Source organism: Aequorivita todarodis, assembly GCF_028561335.1.
In the GTDB taxonomy this organism is placed as follows: domain Bacteria; phylum Bacteroidota; class Bacteroidia; order Flavobacteriales; family Flavobacteriaceae; genus Aequorivita; species Aequorivita todarodis.
Map to the genome: position 1 here is coordinate 90,084 of NZ_JAQQTG010000050.1, position 22,838 is coordinate 112,921.

At 41.6% G+C, this 22,838-nt stretch carries 21 protein-coding genes; 11 read left to right on the forward strand and 10 right to left on the reverse strand.

Translation table 11 applies throughout. The features are described from left to right. Positions 1 to 44 precede the first annotated feature (44 nt). The 3 genes from POV26_RS14250 to POV26_RS14260 form a co-directional block, all read right to left on the reverse strand. On the reverse strand, positions 45 to 830 hold the full coding sequence (locus POV26_RS14250) for an undecaprenyl-diphosphate phosphatase (RefSeq protein WP_272857135.1): 786 nt from the start codon (positions 828 to 830) through the stop codon (positions 45 to 47). Then, complete coding sequence (locus POV26_RS14255) at positions 830 to 1,093, reverse strand: DUF3098 domain-containing protein (protein ID WP_272857136.1); 264 nt, start codon at positions 1,091 to 1,093, stop codon at positions 830 to 832. The genes POV26_RS14250 and POV26_RS14255 overlap by 1 nt, the downstream gene beginning before the upstream one ends. A gap of 144 nt (positions 1,094 to 1,237) precedes the next feature. Beyond that, entirely contained in the window at positions 1,238 to 2,116 is an 879-nt protein-coding gene (locus POV26_RS14260; protein ID WP_045081335.1) for a cell division protein FtsX, read from the reverse strand. Between the two features lie 192 nt (positions 2,117 to 2,308). Here POV26_RS14260 and POV26_RS14265 point away from each other — a divergent pair, with 192 nt between their 5' ends. The 3 genes from POV26_RS14265 to POV26_RS14275 all read left to right on the forward strand — a co-directional run bounded on the left by POV26_RS14265 (position 2,309) and on the right by POV26_RS14275 (position 7,539). Further along, the gene (locus tag POV26_RS14265) at positions 2,309 to 3,109 is read left to right on the forward strand and encodes a UbiA family prenyltransferase (RefSeq protein ID WP_272857137.1); all 801 of its coding nucleotides are present in this window, start codon (positions 2,309 to 2,311) and stop codon (positions 3,107 to 3,109) included. An 86-nt stretch (positions 3,110 to 3,195) separates the two neighbouring features. Further along, entirely contained in the window at positions 3,196 to 6,711 is a 3,516-nt protein-coding gene (locus POV26_RS14270; RefSeq protein ID WP_272857138.1) for a leucine--tRNA ligase, read from the forward strand. 135 nt (positions 6,712 to 6,846) lie between these two features. Further along, positions 6,847 to 7,539: a zinc metallopeptidase gene (locus POV26_RS14275; RefSeq protein WP_045081334.1), complete on the forward strand. Its 693-nt coding sequence runs from the start codon at positions 6,847 to 6,849 to the stop codon at positions 7,537 to 7,539. 70 nt (positions 7,540 to 7,609) lie between these two features. Here POV26_RS14275 and POV26_RS14280 read toward each other — a convergent pair whose 3' ends face one another. Then, entirely contained in the window at positions 7,610 to 8,977 is a 1,368-nt protein-coding gene (locus POV26_RS14280) for a saccharopine dehydrogenase family protein (protein ID WP_272857139.1), read from the reverse strand. A 71-nt stretch (positions 8,978 to 9,048) separates the two neighbouring features. On the opposite strand from POV26_RS14280, the gene POV26_RS14285 reads away from it, so the two are divergent. Continuing rightward, positions 9,049 to 9,447 (forward strand): DUF423 domain-containing protein, encoded by a 399-nt coding sequence (locus tag POV26_RS14285; RefSeq protein ID WP_272857140.1) that lies wholly within the window; start codon positions 9,049 to 9,051, stop codon positions 9,445 to 9,447. Positions 9,448 to 9,517: 70 nt separating this feature from the next. Then, positions 9,518 to 11,119, forward strand: coding sequence for a phosphoenolpyruvate carboxykinase (ATP) (gene pckA / locus POV26_RS14290; protein ID WP_272857141.1), 1,602 nt, complete (start codon positions 9,518 to 9,520; stop codon positions 11,117 to 11,119). 69 nt (positions 11,120 to 11,188) lie between these two features. Here pckA and POV26_RS14295 read toward each other — a convergent pair whose 3' ends face one another. Then, positions 11,189 to 11,938 carry a uroporphyrinogen-III synthase gene (locus POV26_RS14295; protein ID WP_272857142.1) on the reverse strand — a complete coding sequence of 250 codons (750 nt, stop codon included), beginning with the start codon at positions 11,936 to 11,938 and terminating at the stop codon, positions 11,189 to 11,191. Positions 11,939 to 11,971: 33 nt separating this feature from the next. Next, positions 11,972 to 12,625 (reverse strand): DUF4271 domain-containing protein, encoded by a 654-nt coding sequence (locus tag POV26_RS14300; RefSeq protein WP_272857170.1) that lies wholly within the window; start codon positions 12,623 to 12,625, stop codon positions 11,972 to 11,974. A gap of 115 nt (positions 12,626 to 12,740) precedes the next feature. Between POV26_RS14300 and POV26_RS14305 the strand changes: the two genes are divergently transcribed. From POV26_RS14305 to POV26_RS14315, 3 genes are read left to right on the forward strand one after another with little or no spacing between them, the layout of a single operon-like run. After that, entirely contained in the window at positions 12,741 to 13,490 is a 750-nt protein-coding gene (locus tag POV26_RS14305) for a polyprenol monophosphomannose synthase (RefSeq protein WP_272857143.1), read from the forward strand. Further along, positions 13,471 to 14,811, forward strand: a complete 1,341-nt coding sequence (locus tag POV26_RS14310; RefSeq protein ID WP_272857144.1) for a dihydroorotase — start codon at positions 13,471 to 13,473, stop codon at positions 14,809 to 14,811. Before POV26_RS14305 ends, POV26_RS14310 begins: the two co-directional genes overlap by 20 nt. After that, complete coding sequence (locus POV26_RS14315) at positions 14,811 to 15,242, forward strand: DUF4296 domain-containing protein (RefSeq protein WP_272857145.1); 432 nt, start codon at positions 14,811 to 14,813, stop codon at positions 15,240 to 15,242. The genes POV26_RS14310 and POV26_RS14315 overlap by 1 nt, the downstream gene beginning before the upstream one ends. Here POV26_RS14315 and POV26_RS14320 read toward each other — a convergent pair. Further along, positions 15,234 to 16,244, reverse strand: a complete 1,011-nt coding sequence (locus tag POV26_RS14320; RefSeq protein WP_272857146.1) for an NAD-dependent epimerase/dehydratase family protein — start codon at positions 16,242 to 16,244, stop codon at positions 15,234 to 15,236. The genes POV26_RS14315 and POV26_RS14320 overlap by 9 nt on opposite strands. 228 nt (positions 16,245 to 16,472) lie before the next feature. On the opposite strand from POV26_RS14320, the gene tyrS reads away from it, so the two are divergent. Then, complete coding sequence (gene tyrS, locus POV26_RS14325) at positions 16,473 to 17,771, forward strand: tyrosine--tRNA ligase (RefSeq protein ID WP_272857147.1); 1,299 nt, start codon at positions 16,473 to 16,475, stop codon at positions 17,769 to 17,771. A gap of 166 nt (positions 17,772 to 17,937) precedes the next feature. Here tyrS and POV26_RS14330 read toward each other — a convergent pair whose 3' ends face one another. Together POV26_RS14330 and POV26_RS14335 are read right to left on the reverse strand one after the other, a co-directional pair. Beyond that, the gene (locus tag POV26_RS14330; RefSeq protein WP_272857171.1) at positions 17,938 to 18,915 is read right to left on the reverse strand and encodes a long-chain-fatty-acid--protein ligase; all 978 of its coding nucleotides are present in this window, start codon (positions 18,913 to 18,915) and stop codon (positions 17,938 to 17,940) included. Between the two features lie 86 nt (positions 18,916 to 19,001). Continuing rightward, positions 19,002 to 19,823, reverse strand: coding sequence for a T9SS type A sorting domain-containing protein (locus POV26_RS14335; protein ID WP_272857148.1), 822 nt, complete (start codon positions 19,821 to 19,823; stop codon positions 19,002 to 19,004). Between the two features lie 227 nt (positions 19,824 to 20,050). Here POV26_RS14335 and POV26_RS14340 point away from each other — a divergent pair, with 227 nt between their 5' ends. Both POV26_RS14340 and POV26_RS14345 read left to right on the forward strand, forming a co-directional pair. Next, on the forward strand, positions 20,051 to 20,731 hold the full coding sequence (locus POV26_RS14340; protein ID WP_272857149.1) for a response regulator transcription factor: 681 nt from the start codon (positions 20,051 to 20,053) through the stop codon (positions 20,729 to 20,731). A 6-nt stretch (positions 20,732 to 20,737) separates the two neighbouring features. Continuing rightward, positions 20,738 to 21,775 carry a sensor histidine kinase gene (locus POV26_RS14345; protein WP_272857150.1) on the forward strand — a complete coding sequence of 346 codons (1,038 nt, stop codon included), beginning with the start codon at positions 20,738 to 20,740 and terminating at the stop codon, positions 21,773 to 21,775. Here the strand turns inward: POV26_RS14345 and POV26_RS14350 are convergent. Next, positions 21,749 to 22,816 (reverse strand): glycosyltransferase, encoded by a 1,068-nt coding sequence (locus POV26_RS14350; protein WP_272857151.1) that lies wholly within the window; start codon positions 22,814 to 22,816, stop codon positions 21,749 to 21,751. The two genes, POV26_RS14345 and POV26_RS14350, sit on opposite strands and share 27 nt — an antisense overlap. Positions 22,817 to 22,838: the final 22 nt, after the last annotated feature.

The following is a 22,838-nucleotide window of genomic DNA, read 5'->3' on the forward strand; positions in this document are numbered from 1 at the left end:
TTGGCACCAAGTCTTAGGTCTTAAGTCTTACCGTCCTACGTCCTTTAAATAACGGTAAGTTCCTGAACAAAAAAGTGAATCAGCAAAACCGCGATTCCGGCAATAATTCTATAATAACCGAATATTTTAAACCCATGCTTGCTCAGGTAAGTGATGAAGGATTTTATGGCAATCAAAGCGACAATAAAACCAACAACGTTTCCAATAATCAATAGATTCACTTGTTCCGAAGAAAGCTGGAAGCCTGCTTCGTAATAATCATAGCTTTTCTTTACCGTTGCGCCCAGCATCGTTGGAATTGCCAAAAAGAAGGAAAATTCAGCAGCCACAGTCCGCGAGAGTTTTTGGGTCATCCCGCCCACAATACTTGCGCCGCTGCGGGAAACGCCCGGAATCATCGCCAAACATTGGAAGAAGCCAATTTTCAAAGCAGTTAAATAAGAAATCTCCGTTTGTTCGCCATCGCCAAACCAATCGTCCACTTTCAAAAGAATAAAGCCGCCGATGATTAACGAAACGGCAACTGTAATCGGGTTTTCCAAAAGACTATCAATAAAATCACTTAGAAGCAATCCTAAAAATACCGCAGGCAGAAAGGCTACAAAAAGCTTGTAGTAAAAATCCATGCTCTGAAAAAAGCGCTTAAAGTACAAAACCACAACGCTCATAATGGTTCCGAGCTGGATTACGATGGTAAAAAGTTTGGTAAAATCATCACCCGCAATCCCAAAAAAGGAAGAAGCGATAATCATATGTCCCGTGGAAGAAACGGGCAAAAATTCAGTTAAACCCTCAATAATGGCGAGTACAATGGCTTGTAACGTATCCACTAATTTTCTTCTTTGCTATCGGGTTTCAACAAAATGGCATACACTTCAATCGCAAAGCCCAAAAGCACCAAGGCCGGGGCTAAACGAATTCTTCTCCAATTATAGATTTCGGGATTGAAAACATTCGGGTCGTCGCTGCCGCCACCAGTCATCAGTATAAAACCCAAGGCGATAAACGCCACGCCAATGAGCATGAATTTGTAGTTTTTTCGCTCAAAAACAAATTCGGGCTTATAGTCTTCTTTTCGTTTTTTCTCTCCCATTGTTTAAAAAGTTTCAGGTTTCCGGTTTTTTAAAATTACTAAGTTATTGGGTTACTGAGTTATTTGGCTAATAGGTTATTTAGTTTTACTACCCACTACCCACTACCCACTACCCACTACCCACTACCCACTACCCACTACCCACTAATAATACAAATCATCGGTTCGCAGGTTCAAAAAGCGTTGCGTAGCTATAAATGTACTTATCCAGGTTATCAAAACGCCCATTAAAAATATAAATATAAACAAAACCGCCAAGAGCAGCGGATCGCCCAATAATTGCAACTGTGGAAAACTTTCATTGAGGTAGTAAAGCACTACGCCCATCCCGATCATTGCCACAATGGCCCCCACAATTCCTAACCGAACACTTTTCCAGACAAAGGGTTTGCGGATAAATTTCTTGGTCGCGCCCACCATCTGCATGGTTTTTATGGTAAACCGTTTTGCGTAAATACTCAATCGAATGCTACTGTTTATAAGTAACACCGCGATAAACGTAAAAATTCCGCTGATGACCAAAACCCAAAAACTGATGCGTTTCACGTTTTCGGTAAGCTGCGCAATCAAAGGTTTGTCGTAAATAACATCGTCCACAAAATCCTTACTTTTCAGCTCGTTGGTAATTTCCTCCATTTTTGCGGGCGTAACGTAGTCTGCCAAAATGTAAACGTCAATGCTATTTTGAAGTGGATTTTCGCCCAGATATTCAATGAAATTTTCGCCCAAAGTTTCTTGGTGCTCCTTTGCGGCATCTTCCTTTGAAACGAAAGTGGCTGATTTGGTATATTCAGCCAGCGCCAAACTTTGCTTCAATTGGGTGATTTCAACTTCCTTCGCCGTGTCTTTCAAAAAAACGGTAATCGCAATCTGTTCCTTAAAATAATCGGCAACTTTTTTTGAATTCAATACCAACAATCCCAACAATCCCAACAGAAAAAGCACCAGCGAAATACTGATGACCACTGAAAAATAGGAAGAAATCAATCTGCGTTTTTGATATTTTTCAAAAGAAGAACTCATAGGGTTTGCTGAATTTTGGCGTAAAAATACAAGTAATTTTGCATCTTGTGTTAAACAACGCCGAAAGTTTCCAATTTGTTATAATTCCATTAAATTTGGATTGCCTTAAATTTAGTAATCATCATAAAAAGCCTACAAAAATCCCTAAAAATTTCCCGTCCGGGACTTTGGTTTGCAACCCTTTGGATGTATTTGGTCCCTTTTGACCTTGCTTCAAATTTTTGGGAGGAGCCACAGTTTTGGCTTGGACTCATCTTTGTTACGTTTCCGTTGAATTTTTTGGTGTATGGCCTAAACGATTTTACAGATGGAAAGGCAGATTCCCTAAACCCGCGGAAAGGGAATTATCTGTTTGGCGCCAAGTTGAGCAAAAAGGAATTAGAGCCGGTTTTTTGGCAAATTTGTGCCGTGATTTTGCCCTTTGTAGCCCTGTTTTCATATTTGGAAGGCAGGGAAATGTTCCTTCTGCTCCTTTTTATGATAGTGGTAAATATCATCTACAATTTCAAGCCTTTCCGCCTCAAGGAACGCCCGCCCTTTGAAATTATAATACAGGTAGGTTACGTGTTCACGGCACTTTTCAGCATCCTTTTGAATAATTTGGAAATGCTTCCCTGGCAGACGTTGCTCTATCTTTCACTCTTCGCATTCCAAGCCCATATTGCGGGGGAAATTATGGATATCGAGCCAGATAGATTAGTGGGAAAGAAAACCACAGCGGTTTTCATAGGAAGGAAAAAAGCGAAACTTTTAATGCTTTTTCTGCTATTATTTGAAGCGTATATCTTGAAATTCTGGTTTGATGATTGGGTGCTGTCGGGCTTTTTGGTGGCTTTTTCGTTTTGGCTGATTTTGGATATTTTCGTTTTCTTCAAAGACAGACCCTATTCGGTAACGCAAATGAAAATCTTTGGAATTGCCATCAACGTTTCCGCAATTCTTTCGATGATTTGGGTGCTTTATTCGGGAAATCTGCTGCATCCAAATTTTTAAAATATAGGGTTTTACTTCTTCCAATAAACCTTAAATTTGCGGCTCTTTCCACCAGTGGAAATAACTTTCAAAAAAAATACAAGAAGATGGGCAAATATCACTTCAACGAGATAGAAGCAAAGTGGCAAAAACATTGGGCCGAAAATCAGACTTTTAAGGCCGAGAACGATAGCGACAAACCGAAATACTATGTTTTGGATATGTTTCCCTATCCCTCCGGCGCTGGCTTGCACGTTGGGCATCCGCTCGGGTACATTGCCAGTGATATTTATGCGCGCTACAAACGCCACCAAGGATATAATGTGCTGCATCCGCAAGGCTATGATTCATTCGGACTTCCGGCAGAGCAATATGCCATCCAAACGGGGCAACATCCGGCAAAAACTACTGAAGAAAATATTGCCCGTTACCGCGAACAGCTTGATAAAATAGGTTTTTCCTTCGATTGGAGCCGCGAGGTGCGTACATCAAACCCAGAATATTACAAATGGACGCAGTGGATTTTCATACAGCTTTTTGAAAGTTGGTATGATAAAGATGCAGATAAAGCCCGTTCCATTGAAGAACTGCGCGCTATTTTTTCTTCGGAAGGAAATGTACACATAAATGCGGTCTGCGATGAGGGGATTGCGCATTTCACGGCTTCAGAATGGGTGGATTTTTCAGAAACCAAAAAGCAGGAAATTCTTTTAAAATATAGATTGACCTATTTAGCCGAAACCGAAGTAAACTGGTGCCCGCAACTGGGAACCGTTTTGGCAAATGACGAAATAGTAAACGGCGTTTCCGAACGTGGCGGCTATCCGGTTGTGCGAAAAAAGATGAAACAATGGAGCATGCGCATCACGGCCTACGCCCAGCGTTTGCTCGACGGACTTGATAAAATAGACTGGCCGCAACCTTTGAAGGATTCGCAAACCAATTGGATTGGGCGGTCAAAAGGAGCAACTGTTGAATTCAGGGTCCTCCCCCCAGCCCCCTCCGATGGAGGGGGAGCGGAGAGCGCAGGGTATTTAACTGGAAATTCTGCTATTATTGGCACTTTATTATCTCGTGCCAAGGAAATGCGAAAGAATCCTACCAAAGCTGAGGCAATTTTATGGCAAGAATTGCGAACAAAAAAAGTAGGTCATAAATTCCGTCAACAGCACCCAATTGATAATTATATAGTAGATTTTGTTTGTCTCTCAAAAAGATTGATTATTGAAGTGGACGGGGAAATCCATCAATATCAACTTGAAAAGGATGGTGAAAGGGAATTGTTGCTAAAAGAGAAAAAAGGATTCAGAATTTTACGTTTCACAAATGATGAAGTTATAAATAATCGTGAAACAGTACTTTCAAAAATTAAAGAAACTTTAAAAATCCTCCCATCCATAGAGGATTCAGAACAGGTCACAATCCCCCCTTTGGGGGCAAGGGGGACAATCCCTGTTTTCACAACCCGCCCCGATACCATCTTCGGAGTAAGTTTTATGGTTTTGGCGCCGGAGCACGATTTGGTTTCAAAAATCACCACTGCCGAACAGAAAGAAGCAGTTGGAACGTATGTGGAAGCCACCGCAAAACGCAGCGAACGCGAACGAATGGCAGATGTAAAGCACATTACAGGCGTTTTTACGGGCGCGTATGCCGAGCATCCATTTACAAAGGAACCCATCCCAATTTGGATTGGCGATTACGTTTTGGCGGGCTACGGCACAGGCGCTGTAATGAGCGTTCCCTGTGGCGACCAGCGCGACTATGATTTTGCGAAACATTTCAATCTGCCCATTCCGAATATATTTAGCCCCCTAACCCCCGAAGGGGGAATTAATGAAACCGAAAATTTAATCGAAAAAGAAGCATTTTCGGAAAAATCGGGCTTTGTTTTAAAAAATTCAGATTTTTTGAATGGCTTAAATTATTCCGAAGCTACCGATAAAATAATAGCTGCCTTGGAGGAAAAAGGGATTGGCAAAGGCAAGATAAACTACCGTTTGCGCGATGCCGTTTTTAGTCGCCAGCGCTATTGGGGCGAGCCCTTCCCGATTTATTACAAAGACGGAATGCCGCAAATTATCCCTACGGAATGTTTGCCGTTGCGTCTTCCCGAAGTTGAAAAATACCTGCCAACCGAAGAAGGCGAACCACCTTTGGGCCGCGCCGATGTTTGGGCATGGAATACCGAAACCAAGGAAGTGGTCGGCAACGATTTGATTGACCATAAAACCGTTTTTCCTTTGGAATTGAATACGATGCCAGGTTGGGCGGGAAGCAGTTGGTACTTTTTCCGATATATGGAAGACGAAAAACGCGACGAGGTTTTTGCCTCAAAAGAAGCGTTAAACTATTGGAAAAACGTGGATTTATATATTGGCGGCAGCGAACACGCCACCGGCCATTTGTTGTACAGCCGTTTTTGGGTAAAATTTATGCACGACCGCGGCTTGGTGCCCGTGGACGAACCTTTTAAAAAGCTGATAAACCAAGGGATGATTTTGGGGGAGAGTGCGAAAGCAATTTTTTTATCAATTAATTTTCAAAGAGATGGTTTCAAACAAAACAGTAAATACATTGAAGATTTAGAATCTTTTGTAAAGGAAGCAAAGCAATACTATATAAGTGCTGAATTTGCTGATGTTTTACAGGATTATACTCGATTGAGTAAACTAGACGGCTTTCTTTCAGAATCAATTTTTGGTATCTTAAAAAGAGATTTTAACTTCCAAGAGATTTCTATTTCTGATGTTATTGTAAAAGCTTCACCTGAATTTGCAATTAACATCAATGTAAATTCGGTATCCATAGCAGATGCGATAATATTTGATTTTCTCATAAAAGAAAATGATTTAAGATATAAAAACTTAGAAAAAAATTCTATTAAAGGAAAAACTGGTGCTTTTTTGTGCAAACGCGAAGTAGAAAAAATGTCCAAAAGCAAATACAACGTGGTAAATCCCGATGATATCTGCAATCAATACGGCGCCGACACTTTAAGAATGTACGAAATGTTCCTCGGCCCGCTGGAACAGGCAAAACCGTGGAATACCGCCGGCATTACGGGCGTACACGGTTTCCTTAAAAAACTTTGGAAATTGTACCATTCGGGCCCGGATGAAAGCTTTTACGTAACGGACACCCCTCCTTCGGAGGGGCAGGGGGAGGCCTTGAAAACATTGCACAAAACAATCAAAAAAGTACAGGAAGATATTGAGAACTTTAGTTTCAATACTTCGGTTTCCTCTTTTATGATTGCAGTGAACGAACTTTCGGCACAAAAATGTAATTCACGTGAGGTTTTGGAGCCGTTGGCAATATTAATTACGCCTTACGCGCCGCATATTGCGGAAGAGCTTTGGGAGAAATTGGGCCATTCGGAAAGTATTTCCACAGCGCCTTTTCCAAAATTTGAGGAGAAATATTTGGTAGAAAGCAGCAAGGAATATCCAATCTCCTTTAACGGAAAAATGCGTTTTACGTTGGAACTGCCACTCGATTTAAGCAAGGAGGAAATAGAATCTGCCGTAATGGCACACGAAAAGACAGCCCAATATTTAGAGGGCCGCACGCCGAAGAAGGTAATAATCGTGCCCGGAAAAATCGTAAATATCGTGGGTTAAAAATTTGCACACTATTTGCTATATTGTAAAAAAATCTCTGTGACCTCTGTGTCTCTGTGGTTATTAAAATTTTTACCACAAAGAAAAAGAACACAGTGAAAAACTATAAACAACAAACTTTAAACAATAAAACCTATGTTTGGATACTATATAATTGCAGGATTAATCTTTTTGGTGAGTTGGTACGTAAGCCACAAATTGAAGAGCAAGTTTAAGGAATACAGCAAAATCCACCTTCAAAATGGAATGAGCGGAAAGGAAATTGCCGAAAAAATGCTCGCCGACAACGGAATTACCGATGTGCAGGTTATTTCAGTCCCCGGTCAATTGACGGACCATTACGATCCATCAAAGAAAACGGTGAATTTGAGCGAGCCAGTGTATATGCAGCGAAATGCTGCGGCGGCAGCGGTTGCGGCCCACGAATGTGGCCACGCCGTGCAACACGCCACTGCTTACAGTTGGTTAAAGTTGCGTTCCACTATCGTTCCCGCGGTAAGCGTTTCAAGCAAACTTTCCAATTTTGTAATCATGGCTGGCCTTATTTTGTTTGCCACAGGTTCGGCAATTGGCAGCTGGGTTTTCGGGATCGGTATTTTACTCTTTGCGGTAACCACGGCTTTTGCCTTCATCACCCTGCCGGTGGAATTTGACGCCAGTAAGCGTGCGCTTGTCTGGTTGGAAACCAATAATATGGTAACCCCACAGGAACACGAAGGTGCAAAGGATGCGTTGAAATGGGCAGCCAGAACCTATGTGGTGGCGGCAATTGGTTCCTTGGCAACACTGCTATATTTTATTTCTATCTTCTTGGGAAGTCGCGATTAAAAGAAAAATTAAATGCAAAATCAAACCCGCCTATTTTTATGGGCGGGTTTGGTGTTTAAAGAAGATGCTTTTAATGAAGGTTGTCTGGATTGTATCCCAAATAATCCACTTCTTTCTCGTGAAAGATAATTCCGTTTTCTTCCAGCTCCTTTAAGATAGGTTCGTAAACCTCTTTGGCAATTGGAAGCTGTACGCCGGGCGTGGTTATTTCTTCATTTAATATTTTCAGTGCAGCAATGGCTACGGGAAGCCCTACGGTTTTTGCCATTGCCGTATGGGTCTGGTCTTCGCCAATAAGAGTCATGTGGCTGTCTATTTGATATTTTTTTCCATCCAGTTGGTATCCAAATTTGTGGTACATCACGATCATATCCTTATCGTGCGGTGCCAGTGTCCATTTGTCCTCCAATATTTTTTGAAGTCCCATGGCGGGCGTTGCATCTTTAATTCCCAACTTTTTTTCCTTGGTGAAAAGATCGAGCTCTTCCAGTTTTTCCCACATTAAATCGTCCTGGTCTATTTTCAGGGCGTGGCGAAGTTTCAATTCCACCGTATCTGAAGGCGAATAGGGAAGAAATAGGTTTACAAAGTCGCGATAGCTCATGGTTTCGGAATCGGGAATGGTGTAGCTGTCGTCGGTCATTCCCAATTGCACAAACATGTTCCAGGCACGGCTGAAACCCACGCGGCGAATGGTGCCACGGTATAGCGTTAAAATATTATCCAGCCCATAAATTGATTGGTATTGTAAGGAATTTCGGTTGGCATACACTTCAAATTTGCCATACCCTTCAATATTGATAAATTCTGTTCTTCGGAAAAGTCTGTGATATGGAATATACTTGTATTTTCCTTCCTGTATAAATTCCGCAGCGCCGCCCTGTCCTGCCAAAACTACGTTTCGCGGATTCCAAGTGAATTTGTAATTCCAAAGGTTGTCGTCGCTTTCAGGCGCAATCAACCCGCCACAAAACGATTCAAACAGCAGCATTTTTCCGCCTTTGGCGCGTATTCTATCAATCACTTGCATGGCACTCATATGGTCCACTCCGGGGTCGAGACCGATTTCATTCATAAAAACCAGTCCTTTTGATTCGGCTTTGTGGTTCAGCGCTTGCATTTCTTTGCTCACGTAAGAGGCCGTAACCATATGCTTTCCGAATTCAATACAGTCGCGGGCTACTTCAATATGGTAGCGTGCGGGAAGCATGGAGATTACCAAATCGCTGTTTTCTACCGCTTCCTTTCTTTGCACATCGTTAAAAACGTCGAGCATAATCCCGCGGGCGTTTGGGTGGTTTGAGGTGAACTTCTGCGCAGATTGAATGGATATGTCCCCAATGGTTATAAAAAGGTCTTCTTTTTCGCTTTTGTCCAGCAAATAACGGATTAAACTTGTGGCAGATCTTCCTGCGCCGATAATTAATATGTTTCTCATTGGGGGAGTTTTTTGTTAACTTTGGAGATAGATTTTGTAAAGGACGAAATTACTAATTCCAAATTTTAAAAATGACGGTTTTCGATAAAAATATGGTGGTCACGGCTTCATTTCTTGCCGCCGCTACAATAGCAATGGGAGCTTTCGGCGCCCACGGATTAAAGAATATGGTTGACGCTGCCGCACTCACTACCTTTGAAACCGGAATACGGTACCAAATGCACCATTGCCTCGCTATTTTGGCCGTGGGCTTGGCGCCTTCCGTTCCGGAAAAAATCAAAAAAACCGTATTTTGGCTTTTTATCCTTGGAATACTGCTCTTCTCGGGTTCTATCTATCTGCTTGCGCTGAATGCTATTTTGCCTTTCAATGCGGCGAAAATCGGATTTGTAACCCCAATCGGCGGGCTTATGTTTATTCTCGGGTGGTTTTTGTTTGCTTATAGAATGCTTACGTTAAAGAAGCAATAAATCTGTTTCATATTTTCTTCAATCTCTTTTAGATTTGCTACTTTTGTACTCTACAAAATTTAAAAAAGGTATGGTCGATAAAAACCAAGCTACGAAAACGATTTCGGTTGACAAATACGGAATCAAAAACGCAAAAGTTAAATATCAACTTTCTTCTGAAGAACTTCACGACGAAACATTGCAAAAAGGTCAAGGAAAAGAAGCTGCGAGCGGTGCCTTGGCGGTAAACACCGGAGAATTTACTGGAAGATCCCCAAAGGACCGGTTTATTGTAAAGGACGATGTTACACGCGAAAAAGTGTGGTGGGGAAATGTAAACATTCCGTTTCCGCCAGATATGTTTGATAGGCTTTATAACAAGGTTGCAGATTATCTGTCGGGAAAAGAAGTGTACGTTCGCGACAGCTATGCCTGCGCTGATGAAGAATACAAACTCAACATCCGGGTTATTACTGAAAACCCGTGGTCCAATATGTTTGCCCACAACATGTTCCTTCGCCCTACGGCAGAGGAATTGGCGTCTTTTGACCCAGAATGGCTTATAGTAAATGCCCCGGGATTTACGGCTAATCCTGAAGTTGACGGAACGCGTCAGCATAATTTCGCTATCCTGAACTTCACCAGAAAAATCGCTTTAATTGGCGGCACCGGTTATACTGGCGAAATTAAAAAAGGTATATTCTCTGCGCTTAATTTTATACTTCCGGTTGATAAAAATACGATGCCAATGCACTGCTCGGCAAACGTTGGCGACGATGGCGAGACCGCTATTTTCTTCGGTCTTTCCGGAACGGGCAAGACAACGCTTTCTGCAGATCCGGACCGTAAATTGATTGGCGATGACGAACACGGCTGGACTGAGGATAATAAAATCTTCAACTTTGAAGGCGGTTGCTACGCAAAGGTTATAAACCTGACCGAAGAACAGGAACCGGATATTTACAATGCAATAAAACCTGGAGCATTGTTGGAAAATGTAGTAATGGACGAAAATGGCGAAGTTGACTTTGCCGATACTTCCATCACGCAAAATACAAGGGTGAGTTATCCTATCTATCACATAAAAAATATCCAAGTGCCTTCCATTGGCCACAATCCGAAGAATATTTTCTTTTTGACGGCAGATGCCTTTGGCGTTTTGCCTCCCATTTCAAAACTTACTCCGGGGCAGGCTGCTTACCATTTCATAAGTGGTTATACGGCTAAGGTTGCTGGTACGGAAGAAGGAATCAACGAGCCGACCCCAAACTTTTCGGCCTGTTTTGGAGCGCCGTTTATGCCGCTTCACCCTACGGAATATGCTGAAATGTTGAGTAAAAAGATGAAAGATTCCGGCGTGAATGTTTGGTTGATCAATACCGGTTGGACCGGAGGACCTTACGGTATAGGTAGCAGAATGAAACTGAAATACACAAGAGCAATGATTGCTGCTGCTTTGGAAGGAAAGTTGAAGAATGTGGAATTTGAAAAGCACCCTATTTTCAATTTGATGATGCCTAAATCTTGCCCCAACGTTCCTTCGGAAATATTAAACCCAAAGGAAACGTGGAAAAACAAAAAGGCCTACGACATTCAGGCCAAGGAATTGGCGAATTCATTTAAGGAGAATTTCACCAAGTTTGAGTCCTATGCCAATGAAGAAATCCTTTCGGGGGCTCCCGCTTCGGCTTAGAATCAAAATAGCTTAAAACAAAAAGGCTTGCCAGTGCGGCAAGCCTTTTTTATTGCAATTAAATCGAGCTTATTTTTTGTTGTTAACCTCTTTAATGTACTTTTCCAAAGCCATCGTCATAGACGGCGTTTCGGGGGTTGGGGCTTGTATATCTACACGCAGGCCTACCTCGGTGGCGGCTTTTACGGTAGTATTTCCAAAAACCGCAATGCGCGTTTCGTTCTGTTTGAAATCTGGAAAGTTCTCCAACAGCGACTGTATTCCACTGGGGCTGAAAAACACCAAAATATCATAATACACATCGCGCAGATCTGAAAGATCGCTGATTACCGTTTTGTAAAAAGTAGCTTCTTTCCAGTCAACCTTTAATTCATTCAAAACCTGTGGAACTTCAGGCTTCAATTTATCGGAGGTTGGAAGCAGGAATTTTTCGTTTTTATATTTTTTGATCAAGGGAGCCAGTTCTGAAAAAGTTCTTTTTCCCACATAAATCTTGCGTTTTCTGTAAACCACATATTTTTGGAGGTAGTAGGCTACGGCCTCGCTCAAGCAGAAATATTTCATCGTGTCCGGCACCTTAAAGCGCAGCTCTTCTGCGATTCTGAAATAATGGTCCACAGAGTTTCGGCTTGTAAGAATAATAGCAGTATATTTATTGAGATCAACTTTTTGGGCCCGGACGTCTTTGCCTGACACGCCTTCTACGTGTATGAAAGGCCGAAAATCTATTTTTACCTTTTGCTTTTCGATCAAATCGAAATAAGGAGAGTTTTCAATTTTAGGCTCGGGCTGGGAAACCAAAATAGTTTTCACTTTCATAGATAGTCCTGATTTTTTTTAAAATAATATACCTTATACAAAGCTTTTATAAAGAATAATATAAGGGGAAATTTCAAGTGCGCAAAGATACAAAATAAAATAGAAGAAATTGCCTAATATCAATTTTCCGTTTTTCTTGTAGCTGTAAAGCAGCGCAATAGCGTTTAGGGCCAACAAACATCCGCCAAAAATGAGCAGGCCTGTTGCGGTGGGCGGATATACATAAAGGAAAAAAAGATTGCCCGCAAAGAACAGAATGCCCAAAAAGTTGCGATAGCTCAGTTTTTGGTACAGATAATTGTTGATAAGGGCATCCATCGAAAAAATATTTGCGACAATTTTTTCCAAAGAAAATTTTATCAGTACAAAAACACTGTAGGCCGTACAAATTTGAAGAAACAACCATTTATTGTTTTCTATTTCCGAAGGGTTAAAAACCTTAAAAAGCAAAAAGACGAAAATGGAAACGCATAGTATCTGTGCCGCGAACAGCATGATGTTAAAAGGGTGGTTCAATTCGTCATTTTTGCCGTGAACAAAAAAGTACTGATTGGTAATAGGCAACATGGAAAATTCGTGGAAGCGTTTGGGGTAAAAATATTTGGCCAGGGCAAAGAGAATGAAGCAGGCCACCAACAAATAGGTTGCAAAGTCAGTTGGCGCAATAAGTCTTTCGCTGAAATCCACCTTCAATTTTTTCGGTAAAGGTACTGTAAAATAATTTTCCTTTTTTAGGCCCCAATTAGAATTTACTTCACATTTATTTCTTCAAAAAAGGGTACATTTGCGCTAAAATTGCAGTATGTCCAAGGCAGTGGTGGTGGTGCCAACCTACAATGAAATTGAAAATATAGAGCGGCTGCTGCGTACGGTTTTTTCATTGCAGCGTGAATTTCACGTTTTGGTGGTGGACGATAATTCGCCAGACGGCACGGCAACTGTGGTTGAGGAAAATTTCAAAACCTATCCCGAAAAACTTTTTTTGCTGAAAAGAGCCGAAAAAACCGGTTTGGGAACGGCCTATATAGCAGGATTTAAGTGGGCATTGCAGCACGGCTACGACTACATTTTTGAAATGGACGCCGATTTTTCACACAACCCCAACGACCTGATAAGGCTTTTCAACGCCTGCCACAAAGAAGGGAACGATGTAGCCATAGGCTCGCGTTACGTAAAGGGCGTAAATGTGGTAAACTGGCCTATGAGCCGCGTGCTGATGTCGTGGTTGGCCTCAAAATATGTGCAGTTTGTGATGGGAATCGATATTTACGATACCACCGCCGGATTTATTTGTTACCGAAGACGCGTGCTGGAGAAAATAAACTTGGACAACATTCGTTTTGTGGGCTACGCATTTCAGATTGAAATGAAATTTAAGGCCTACTTGAGCAAATTCAAAATAAAGGAGGTGCCGGTAATTTTTACCGACCGTACCAAAGGCGAGTCAAAAATGAGTTCGGGTATTATTTCCGAAGCTATTTTTGGGGTTGTTGCTATGAAATTTAAAAGTGTATTTAACAGAAAAAGATTCAATGAAGTCAGTTTTAATTAAGAACGCGAATATTGTAAATGAGGGAGAAATCTTTAAGGGCGACGTGCTTGTGCAGGACGGCCGCATAGCGGAAATTTCTGAAACCATCAGCATGAAATCTGCCGATACGAAAGTTATCGATGCCGACGGAAGCTATTTGCTGCCGGGAATGATTGACGACCAAGTGCATTTTCGCGAGCCGGGACTGACCCACAAAGCCACCATCGAAACCGAATCGAAAGCTGCCGTGGCGGGTGGGATTACTTCTTTTATCGAGATGCCGAACACCGTGCCGCAGGCCACGACCATTGAACTGCTGGAGGAAAAATTTGATATTGCCGCCAAAACTTCGTGGGCCAATTATTCCTTTATGTTTGGCGGGACCAATGATAATTTGGATGAAATTTTAAAAGTTGATCCGCAAAAAGTAGCGGGATTGAAACTGTTTTTGGGCTCTTCCACAGGAAATATGTTGGTGGACGACCCAAAGATTTTGGAAGAAATTTTCAGCAAAACCAAGTTGCTCATTTCCGCACACTGCGAGGATGAAACAACTATAAAAAATAATCTTGAAAATTATAAAGCGGAATATGGCGAGGACATTCCAATAGAACTTCACCCAAAAATACGCAGCGAGGAGGCGTGTTATATTTCATCATCAAATGCTATAAAACTGGCCCAAAAAACAGGGGCGCGACTTCACGTTTTTCATCTCTCCACGGAAAAGGAAACGCATCTTTTCAGCAATAAAAAACCGCTTTCGGAAAAAAAGATTACTGCCGAAGTTTGCATCCACCATTTATGGTTTTCAGAAGAAGATTACAAAACCAAGGGCACCAAAATAAAATGGAACCCCGCGGTAAAAACCGAAAAAGACAGGGACGGGTTGCTAAAAGCGTTGCTGGACGACCGAATAGACGTGATAGCTACCGACCACGCGCCGCATACCCTGGAAGAGAAGAACAATAAATATCTAAATGCCCCCTCGGGCGGACCGCTGGTGCAGCATGCGCTCGTGGCGCTTTTGGAAATGCACCACAAGGGAAAAATTTCCTTGGAAAAAATAGTTGAAAAATTTGCACACAATCCTGCAATCCTCTTTCAGATAAAGGACCGTGGATATATTCGAAAGGGATATAAGGCAGACTTGGTTTTGGTCGATCTCAATTCTCCCTGGACCGTTAAAAAGGAAAACCTGTTTTACAAATGCGGTTGGTCGCCATTTGAGGGAACCATCTTCAAATCGCGGGTTACGCATACCTTGGTTAATGGAGTAGTGGTTTATGAAAATTCAAAGTTCCCGAACAAAAGCAATCCGGAACGACTTACTTTTAACAGATAATGAAGCAATCGATAGTTTTTATAATATTCGTTTTAGGTTTTTTGGGCTGTCAGGATGTAAACCAACCCGAAAAGCCCAAAAATCTTATTGCCAAAGATAAAATGATCGATATACTTATGGAGACCTACTTGGATAATGCCGCCCGAAGTGTGGACAATAGGGCCATTACCTCAAAGGGCATCAAAATGGATTCGATGGTCTATAAAAAATTTGGAATAGATAGTTTGCAATTCGCAAAAAGCAATGCGTTTTATGCCGCAGATGTGAATACCTATATGGAGATTATTCGGGAGGTTGAAACAAGGCTTACCGCAATGCAGCAAAAAATGGACAGTATCTGGGAAAAAGAGTGGGTCCGAAAAGATAGTATCAAACGCAAATTTGAAGAGGATAAAGCCAATTCAGCACCTGCAAAAGACAGTTTAATTTGACGTATTCCTAGTTTCTTTTGCTATTTTTTTCAACGTTTCCCCGGTTGGTGTAAATTGAAAACCAAATTCTTTTTTTATTTTGGAAGCATCGTAAAAAGAAGCCGTAAACATGGACTGCACGGTAGCTTTTATGAGCCTTCTTTTGGTCCCGAAAAGTTTATTCGACAGCCAATCCATTCCACTCAGAAAAAACATAATACTTTTTGATAGTTTTTTTGTTGGTGGTTTTTTTCCAAGCAAAGGTGCTAGTTTGGAGAACAATTCCTTATACGTAATATTTTCGCCCACCAAAATAAATTGCTCATTTTTTGTTTCAGAATCCATAAGCCTGATCATCAATAATGCCACATCCTGGACATCAACAATGCCCATTGCCCCGGATGGATAAAAAGGAATGCCACTTGCCACTATAGAAACAATAACGCCGCTTCCGCCACCGTCTGGGGAGGTGCCCAAAATGATTCCGGGATTCACGATTACGGCGTCCAAACCTTCCTGTGTTCCGCGCCAAACCTCCATTTCGGCACCGTATTTAGTAATGGCGTACACGCTATTTTTTTCATCGGGGTTCCAGGGCGTTTCTTCGGTAATTGACTGATTGTATAAACCATTTCCCAAAGTGGCAACCGAACTTACATAACAGAGTTTTTCAATTTTATTTGCCAGACAGAGGTTTACCACATTTGCCGTGCCTTCCACATTGGCCTTTTTGAGTACTTTGTATTTTGAAGGGTCAAAATTTATAAAGGCTGCACAATGGTACACTTTTGTGATATTCTCAAAGGCAACCGAAAGTGCGGGAATTTCTGTAATATTCGCCTCAATCCATTCAATTTTGTTGAAAAGAGGATCCACTTCGGAAGTGTAAAGCGCAAAAACCTTTTTTACCGCATGGATGTCACTATTTTTTCTGTGAATTGCACGCACCCGCTCGTTTTTCTTCAAAAGAAAATACAAGAGGTGGGAGCCCACCATACCCGTGCCGCCGGTTACTAAAATCATAATGCGAAAATACTCTTTTTGAAATCGATCTCGATAGCTATCAAGACGAAATTGAAACTGAAAACGGGGTTGGGACCCGATAAATAATTTTGAATACTTGATAAACACCTAAAAATGCCTCAACCTTGAACCTTGAATTTTGAATTTTGAATTCCTCAATCTGAAATGATAACCCTATCTTTGCATCCTCATTTTCCAAAGCCCTGGCGGCGGAGTAAAAATTTAAAGATGAAGCTGAAAAATTTCGTTGAAGAACTACAATGGCGTGGCATGGTCCACGATGTAATGCCGGAAACCGAAACACACCTTATGGAAGCCATGCGGTCGGCCTACGTGGGGTTTGACCCTACGGCAGATTCGCTTCACATCGGCAATTTGGTGCCTATAATGCTCTTGTCTTTCTATCAGCGCTGCGGCCACAAGCCGGTGGCATTGGTTGGCGGGGCCACGGGAATGATCGGCGATCCTTCGGGGAAAAGTGCTGAGCGCAATTTGCTTGATGAGACTGCACTACGCCACAACCAGGAATGTGTAAAAAACCAACTTTCACAGTTTTTGGACTTTTCGTCGGGTGCCGAAAACCAGGCCGTGCTGGTAAATAATTACGACTGGATCAAGGAATTTTCATTTTTGGATTTTATTCGAAACGTGGGCAAGCACATTACCGTAAACTATATGATGGCCAAGGATTCCGTGAAAACCCGATTGAGCGGCGAGAGTGCCGACGGACTCTCATTCACGGAATTTACGTACCAATTGATCCAGGGCTACGACTTTGTCCACTTAAACAGAAGTTTAAACTGCACCCTCCAAATGGGCGGTAGCGACCAGTGGGGAAATATTACCACCGGAACAGAACTTTTACGAAGAATGGACGGCACAAAGGGCTATGCCTTAACGTGCCCGCTAATTACAAAAAGTGACGGCAGCAAGTTTGGGAAAAGTGAGGGCGGAAACGTATGGCTGGATGCGAGTAAAACTTCCCCCTACAAATTTTACCAATACTGGCTGAATACGAGTGATGACGATGCCGAAAAATACATCAAGATTTTCACTTTTCTCGACAAGGAAACAATTGAAGATCTGATTGCGGAGCACAAAGAAGCGCCACATTTGCGCCTGCTTCAAAAGCGCTTGGCACAGGAAGTTACCACAACCGTTCACAGTGCCGATGAGTATAAAAAAGCTGTAAAAGCTTCTGAAATTTTATTCGGAAATTCCACTTCCGAAGATTTGAAAACACTTGATGAAAAAACCTTTCTCGATGTTTTTGAAGGCGTGCCGCAAGCGGAAATTTCAAAGGAAGAACTTAAAAGTGGAATTGATATTATTGGCGCTTTATCTGAAAAGACCGGATTTTTGAAATCGAACAGTGAGGCCCGTCGCGCTTTAAAGGAAAACTCTATTTCCGTGAACAAAGAAAAAGTTGCCGACGATTTTACGGTTGGCGAAAACGATTTGATCAATGGGCAATTTGTGCTGCTGCAGCGGGGAAAGAAGAATTATTTTATTATAAAGGCCGTTTAGTTGAAAATCTTTTGAATAAAAAAAACCCCCGGCAAAGACTGCACGGGGATTTTTCGATTAACTAACCAACCAAATTATGAAAAATCATCACTTTTTCACGGTTTCTTGGTCGATGGATTTATGATAACCTTACGCTTTTTCGCCAAAGGCTGTGTTAAATTTTTCCCTACAAAACCATTAGATTGCAGCCGCGGATATCACTAAAATCGAACCGGCCCAAAACCTCAAAAGTGCCATCAGCAAAGGTTTTTCCCAAGTCTTGGGTTGCAATAAAGGAACACGAATACAGGTTTGCTAAGTCAATCACATTTATTCCCCCTGTCCTTTCGAAAGTATAGGAAAGTGCATCTTCTGTGTCGCGGGTTACAACTTTCATCCACGGAGGGCAGGAAAAAAGACCATCGCCAACGGAATAGGCTTGCGAGAGTAGCTCCGTCATTCCGTATTCGCTGTGGATTTTATGAACCCCGAAACCAGTTTTTAAAATTTCGTGGAGTTCCTCTCGTATCATTTCCTTTCGACGGCCTTTCATTCCGCCGGTTTCCATCACTATTGTGTTTTTAAGTTGAAAGCCGGTTTTTTCAATTAAATCGAGCAACGCATAAGAAACACCGATGAGGATTGTCCGTTGGTTGTTACTTTCCAAAAACGCCAACTTTTCAATCAAAGCGTCCATTTCGTATAAATAAAACCCACTGTGGGGGTTGTTGCTTTTTTCAATCAGCTTTTCAACCATATAAATAAGTGACGACCCTTCGCGCTCCAAATAGGAAGGGAGCAATGCGAGGATTACAAAATTTTCGGTTTTGCCGTAGTTGCTTTCGAAAGCTTTCAAAAAACTGGTTTCGTATAGCCCTATGTCGGAAACGTAATGCCTGCTGTTTATACTGCCAGTTGTGCCACTACTGGTGAAGACCGTTTCTTCTACACTATTTTCGGCAAGTATCTTATGGCTTTTAAAAAATTGAATGGGTAAAAAGGGTATTTCCGCAATTGTTTTTACTTCGGAAATTTGCGTATTCAACAGGTTGCAGAAATTGCGATAAACGCGAACATTTTCGTGCTGAAAACGGAACACTTCAATAGCAAGTCGCTGAAATTCCGCTTCGGATTTGATGTTAAAAATTTCCTTTTCGAGCATAATTACCAATCAAAAAAATCTTTTCAAAAGTAGGTAAATAAAAAAGCCCCTGCCGAAACAGGAGCTTTAAAAGTAAAATTTATAATGGATTACTTAACAACCAATTTTTTGGTAGCTGAAGATTTTCCTTGCTCAATCTTCAAGATGTAAACACCGCTGTTCAAAGTTGAAATGTCCAATCTGTCGCCGTAAAAAGTAGTTTTTAAAACTTGCTTTCCCAGTATGTCAAAAATTGTAATGGTTTTGGCACCGTTCACTTTTGATGTGATGTCCACATAGCCTTTGGTTGCAGGGTTTGGATAAATATTAAAAACGTTGGTCTTTGATCCGTCAATACTTAAAAAACAGGCATTTGTGGCGCGCAAGGTTGGCACATCAACACAGAAGCTTCCCGCACCATCATTTTGTATGGATTCTGTATCCTTGTTTCCATTCAGGTCTTCATCATATTGAACGGTTTGGCCGAGCCCTGCTAAAAGCTCTGGGTCATCGTCATCATTGGTTCCATATACAATCGCATCAATCAAATTAACGTTTGTAACGGGCGTTCCATTTGGAAAATTGCTGGCGCTATCTTGATAAATAGCAATAGCATCAGGCCCATTTTGTATGGTATTGCTCGTTCCGATAGCAATATCGACTCCGGGCGTAGCGCTGCTGCCAATTATGAAAAACCCTTCCGAATCTGTAACATATCCGGTTAAATCTACCGTTTTATAACTTTCGTCGTCTGTGCCATTATAGAAAACAACAAGGTAACCTTCCAGTGAAAAGTTTGGGGAATCGGAAAGAATTTCAACAAATTCCGTAACATCGGTTCCGGTTTGATCAGAATCCACTTCATTAATGCGTATTTGCGAAAAAGAAATGGTGCAGAACAATACGATTGAGACAAATGTAATTGTTTTCATAACCATCTGTTTTTAAGTTATCTAATTAAATTTAAAGAAATATTTTCAACTTTGAAAATTGGCTGGGGAAAATATTTTTGGTTGTGTTTTACGTCTATAATTGATGCAATTGGTCGTGAGTTTTCATATTATTAAACCGTTACCATACCATTAACAATAAGCGTGCTAAAGATTTCCTGAGGTTAAATAATAGTATCTTTGACCTGTTAAAACGATTAAAATTTAATATGAAGAAAAAGGATATTAAAATTTTGTTGGTTGATGACGAACCGGATATTCTTGAAATAGTTCGATATAATCTGGCTGCGGAAGGATACCGTGTTGAAACCGCGGAAAACGGTGTTGAGGCCATAGCACAGGCCAAAAAGCTCAGGCCGCAACTAATTATCATGGATGTGATGATGCCGAAAATGGACGGCATTGAGGCTTGCGAGAAAATCAGGAACATACCGGAGCTTTCCGAGACCGTAATTACCTTTTTAACTGCCCGTGGCGAAGACTACTCCCAAATGGCGGGTTTTGAAGCCGGTGCCGACGATTATATAACAAAACCCATCAAACCAAAAGTGCTGGTAAGCAAAGTGAAAGCCTTGTTGCGCAGATTTAAGGAAGAAGCGGACGATGAAAAAATAAAACTCGGAAATTTAACAATCAACCGGGAGGAATATAAAATTCTGCTCGGCAAAGAAGAAATTATCCTTCCCCGAAAGGAATTTGAACTATTGGCATTGCTTGCTTCAAAACCGGGAAAAGTCTTTAAGCGCGAAACTATTTTAGATAGCATTTGGGGCAACGACGTGATTGTGGGCGGCCGCACCATCGACGTACATATTAGAAAGCTGCGCGAAAAAATAGGCGACGATCGATTTAAGACCGTAAAGGGAGTGGGTTACAAATTTGTAGTTTAAATCACGATGAAATTTTCAAAGAAATACAGTTTTGCAGCTTCCACCGCCTTGCTCATTGCCGCATCCACGACCGTGGCAATGGGCATTTTTATGTATGCGGTTTCTGAAATTGTTTTTCTCTGGCTGGTACTATTCTTTCTCTTTCTTTTTGCGATTTGTTTTTTACTGATTCAATATCGAATTGAAAAATTCATCTATTCCCGCATAAAAAAAATATACGAAGACGTGCGGGTGCTGGACGAAAAGATAATCCCAAAACCGTCCGTAACTACAAATATGGAGGAATTGACCCGAGAGGTAGAACGCTTTGCGCAGGACAAGAAACTGGAGATAGAAACCCTCAACATCCGCGAAAACTACCGAAAGGAATTTATGGGAAACATTTCGCACGAGCTCAAAACGCCTTTGTTCACTGTGCAGAGTTATATCCTGACGCTGCTGGACGGCGCCATGAAAGATAAAAAGGTGCGAAAAGAATATCTGCGCCGGGCCAATAAAGGTGTGGAACGCCTAATTTATATTGTGAAGGAATTGGATATGATTGCCAAGCTGGAAGTGGGAGGTTTAGTGCTGAATAAAGAAAATTTCAACATATTGGAATTGATTCAAAACATTTTTGATTTGCTTGAAATGAAGGCTGCCAAAAAAAACATTTCCCTTGTTTTTGACAAGGAATATTCAGAGGAAATAATCGTAAAGGCAGACCGGGAGCGAATTGAACAGGTGCTTACAAACCTCATCGTAAATTCCTTGAAGTATGGAAAACAAGACGGGACCACTGAGATAAGTATTGAAAATATTTTAAAAAATAGAGTGCTGGTTCGCGTTACCGATAATGGCGAAGGTATTTTAAAAGAAAATTTGCCGCGTATTTTTGAGCGTTTTTACCGTGTGGACAAAAGCGGCTCGCGGAAAGAGGGCGGCAGCGGTTTGGGGCTTTCCATTGTAAAGCATATCGTGGAGGCGCACAACGAAAAAATCTACGTGGAAAGCCAGTTTGGCATTGGCTCCGAGTTTTCATTTACGCTCGAAAAGGGAAAATAATTCCGAAAAATTTACGGGTTGCTGTGCCAAGGTCTTAAGCCCTTTGTAAACCGCGACTTTGTTCAACTTTTTCGGTTTAAACTTTTCTTGTTTGCAGGATGGGACTATTCCTAAATTTTTGAGTCGTTTTGCCAGATATTCCTGTTCGTATTGGCCGGGGGTGGGAACGAAGAATACATTTTTTTCTAATAGGGTTAAATCCATTATTGAAGTGTAGCCCGAACGGCAAACCACCATTTCACTTTTATTGATAACCTCTCCCAATTCGGCGCGCTGTAGAAAATTCACCGTTTTTATGTTTTCAGAATTGTCCCAGTGCTGTTCCTCTTCAACAATACCGCGAACCAATAAAATGTTCTTTTCACTTTTCTTAAAGGCATTTTTCAGTTTTTCCTCAAAAAGCGTGCGTTGTGGTTCAGGGCCTGAAAGCAGGAGCAGGATATCTATGGTTTTGGGAAACTCCTTTTTTTCCATTCGGCCCAGAATACCTATATATTTAATGGGAAACGGCGCTCTTTTTAAGTGGCCCAGTTTACCGCTGAGGTTTATAACCACATCATCCACATCGGGCACCCAACACACGTCAAATTTTTTAATGATTTTTTGATGCATCGCGCTGCTGAAAAAGCTAGTGCTGCCTGTTAAAACGTTAAGTTGGTGCGTAATGTAAACCGAAGGAATAGCCTTATTCCTTACCCCCAAACGGTTATCGCTGATTATGCCTTGAATTTTTCCGGTAGCGACCATTTGGCGAATGATTTTCTTTTCAGAATTCATCGTGTTTCTTAGCTGTGGCAGTTTTAAAAGAAGCTTCCATTTAAAATGGCTTCCCTTTTTTGGATACGTAATATTGTATGAAGGCAATTCTACGGTTTCCAATTCGGGAAATTCCTTTTGGAGCAATAGCAGCGCCGCCCCATCGGAAGCTATCAGCACCTTAAAATTATGGTCTAACAAGGCGCGGATTATGGGGATACAACGCGTGGCATGGCCCAAGCCCCAATTGAGCGGCGCAACCAATATGGTCTTCTTTTTTGGCATAAAAACAAAGGTAGCAATAATT

What these genes read in the sequence shown, in the direction of transcription:
- POV26_RS14255 (WP_272857136.1), bottom strand. Translation starts at nt 1,093, where the DNA reads ATGGGAGAGAAAAAACGAAAAGAAGACTATAAGCCCGAATTTGTTTTT.
- POV26_RS14260 (WP_045081335.1), bottom strand. Translation starts at nt 2,116, where the DNA reads ATGAGTTCTTCTTTTGAAAAATATCAAAAACGCAGATTGATTTCTTCC.
- POV26_RS14270 (WP_272857138.1), top strand. Translation starts at nt 3,196, where the DNA reads ATGGGCAAATATCACTTCAACGAGATAGAAGCAAAGTGGCAAAAACAT.
- POV26_RS14275 (WP_045081334.1), top strand. Translation starts at nt 6,847, where the DNA reads ATGTTTGGATACTATATAATTGCAGGATTAATCTTTTTGGTGAGTTGG.
- POV26_RS14280 (WP_272857139.1), bottom strand. Translation starts at nt 8,977, where the DNA reads ATGAGAAACATATTAATTATCGGCGCAGGAAGATCTGCCACAAGTTTA.
- POV26_RS14285 (WP_272857140.1), top strand. Translation starts at nt 9,049, where the DNA reads ATGACGGTTTTCGATAAAAATATGGTGGTCACGGCTTCATTTCTTGCC.
- pckA (WP_272857141.1), top strand. Translation starts at nt 9,518, where the DNA reads ATGGTCGATAAAAACCAAGCTACGAAAACGATTTCGGTTGACAAATAC.
- POV26_RS14295 (WP_272857142.1), bottom strand. Translation starts at nt 11,938, where the DNA reads ATGAAAGTGAAAACTATTTTGGTTTCCCAGCCCGAGCCTAAAATTGAA.
- POV26_RS14305 (WP_272857143.1), top strand. Translation starts at nt 12,741, where the DNA reads ATGTCCAAGGCAGTGGTGGTGGTGCCAACCTACAATGAAATTGAAAAT.
- POV26_RS14310 (WP_272857144.1), top strand. Translation starts at nt 13,471, where the DNA reads ATGAAGTCAGTTTTAATTAAGAACGCGAATATTGTAAATGAGGGAGAA.
- POV26_RS14315 (WP_272857145.1), top strand. Translation starts at nt 14,811, where the DNA reads ATGAAGCAATCGATAGTTTTTATAATATTCGTTTTAGGTTTTTTGGGC.
- POV26_RS14320 (WP_272857146.1), bottom strand. Translation starts at nt 16,244, where the DNA reads ATGATTTTAGTAACCGGCGGCACGGGTATGGTGGGCTCCCACCTCTTG.
- tyrS (WP_272857147.1), top strand. Translation starts at nt 16,473, where the DNA reads ATGAAGCTGAAAAATTTCGTTGAAGAACTACAATGGCGTGGCATGGTC.
- POV26_RS14335 (WP_272857148.1), bottom strand. Translation starts at nt 19,823, where the DNA reads ATGAAAACAATTACATTTGTCTCAATCGTATTGTTCTGCACCATTTCT.
- POV26_RS14340 (WP_272857149.1), top strand. Translation starts at nt 20,051, where the DNA reads ATGAAGAAAAAGGATATTAAAATTTTGTTGGTTGATGACGAACCGGAT.
- POV26_RS14345 (WP_272857150.1), top strand. Translation starts at nt 20,738, where the DNA reads ATGAAATTTTCAAAGAAATACAGTTTTGCAGCTTCCACCGCCTTGCTC.
- POV26_RS14350 (WP_272857151.1), bottom strand. Translation starts at nt 22,816, where the DNA reads ATGCCAAAAAAGAAGACCATATTGGTTGCGCCGCTCAATTGGGGCTTG.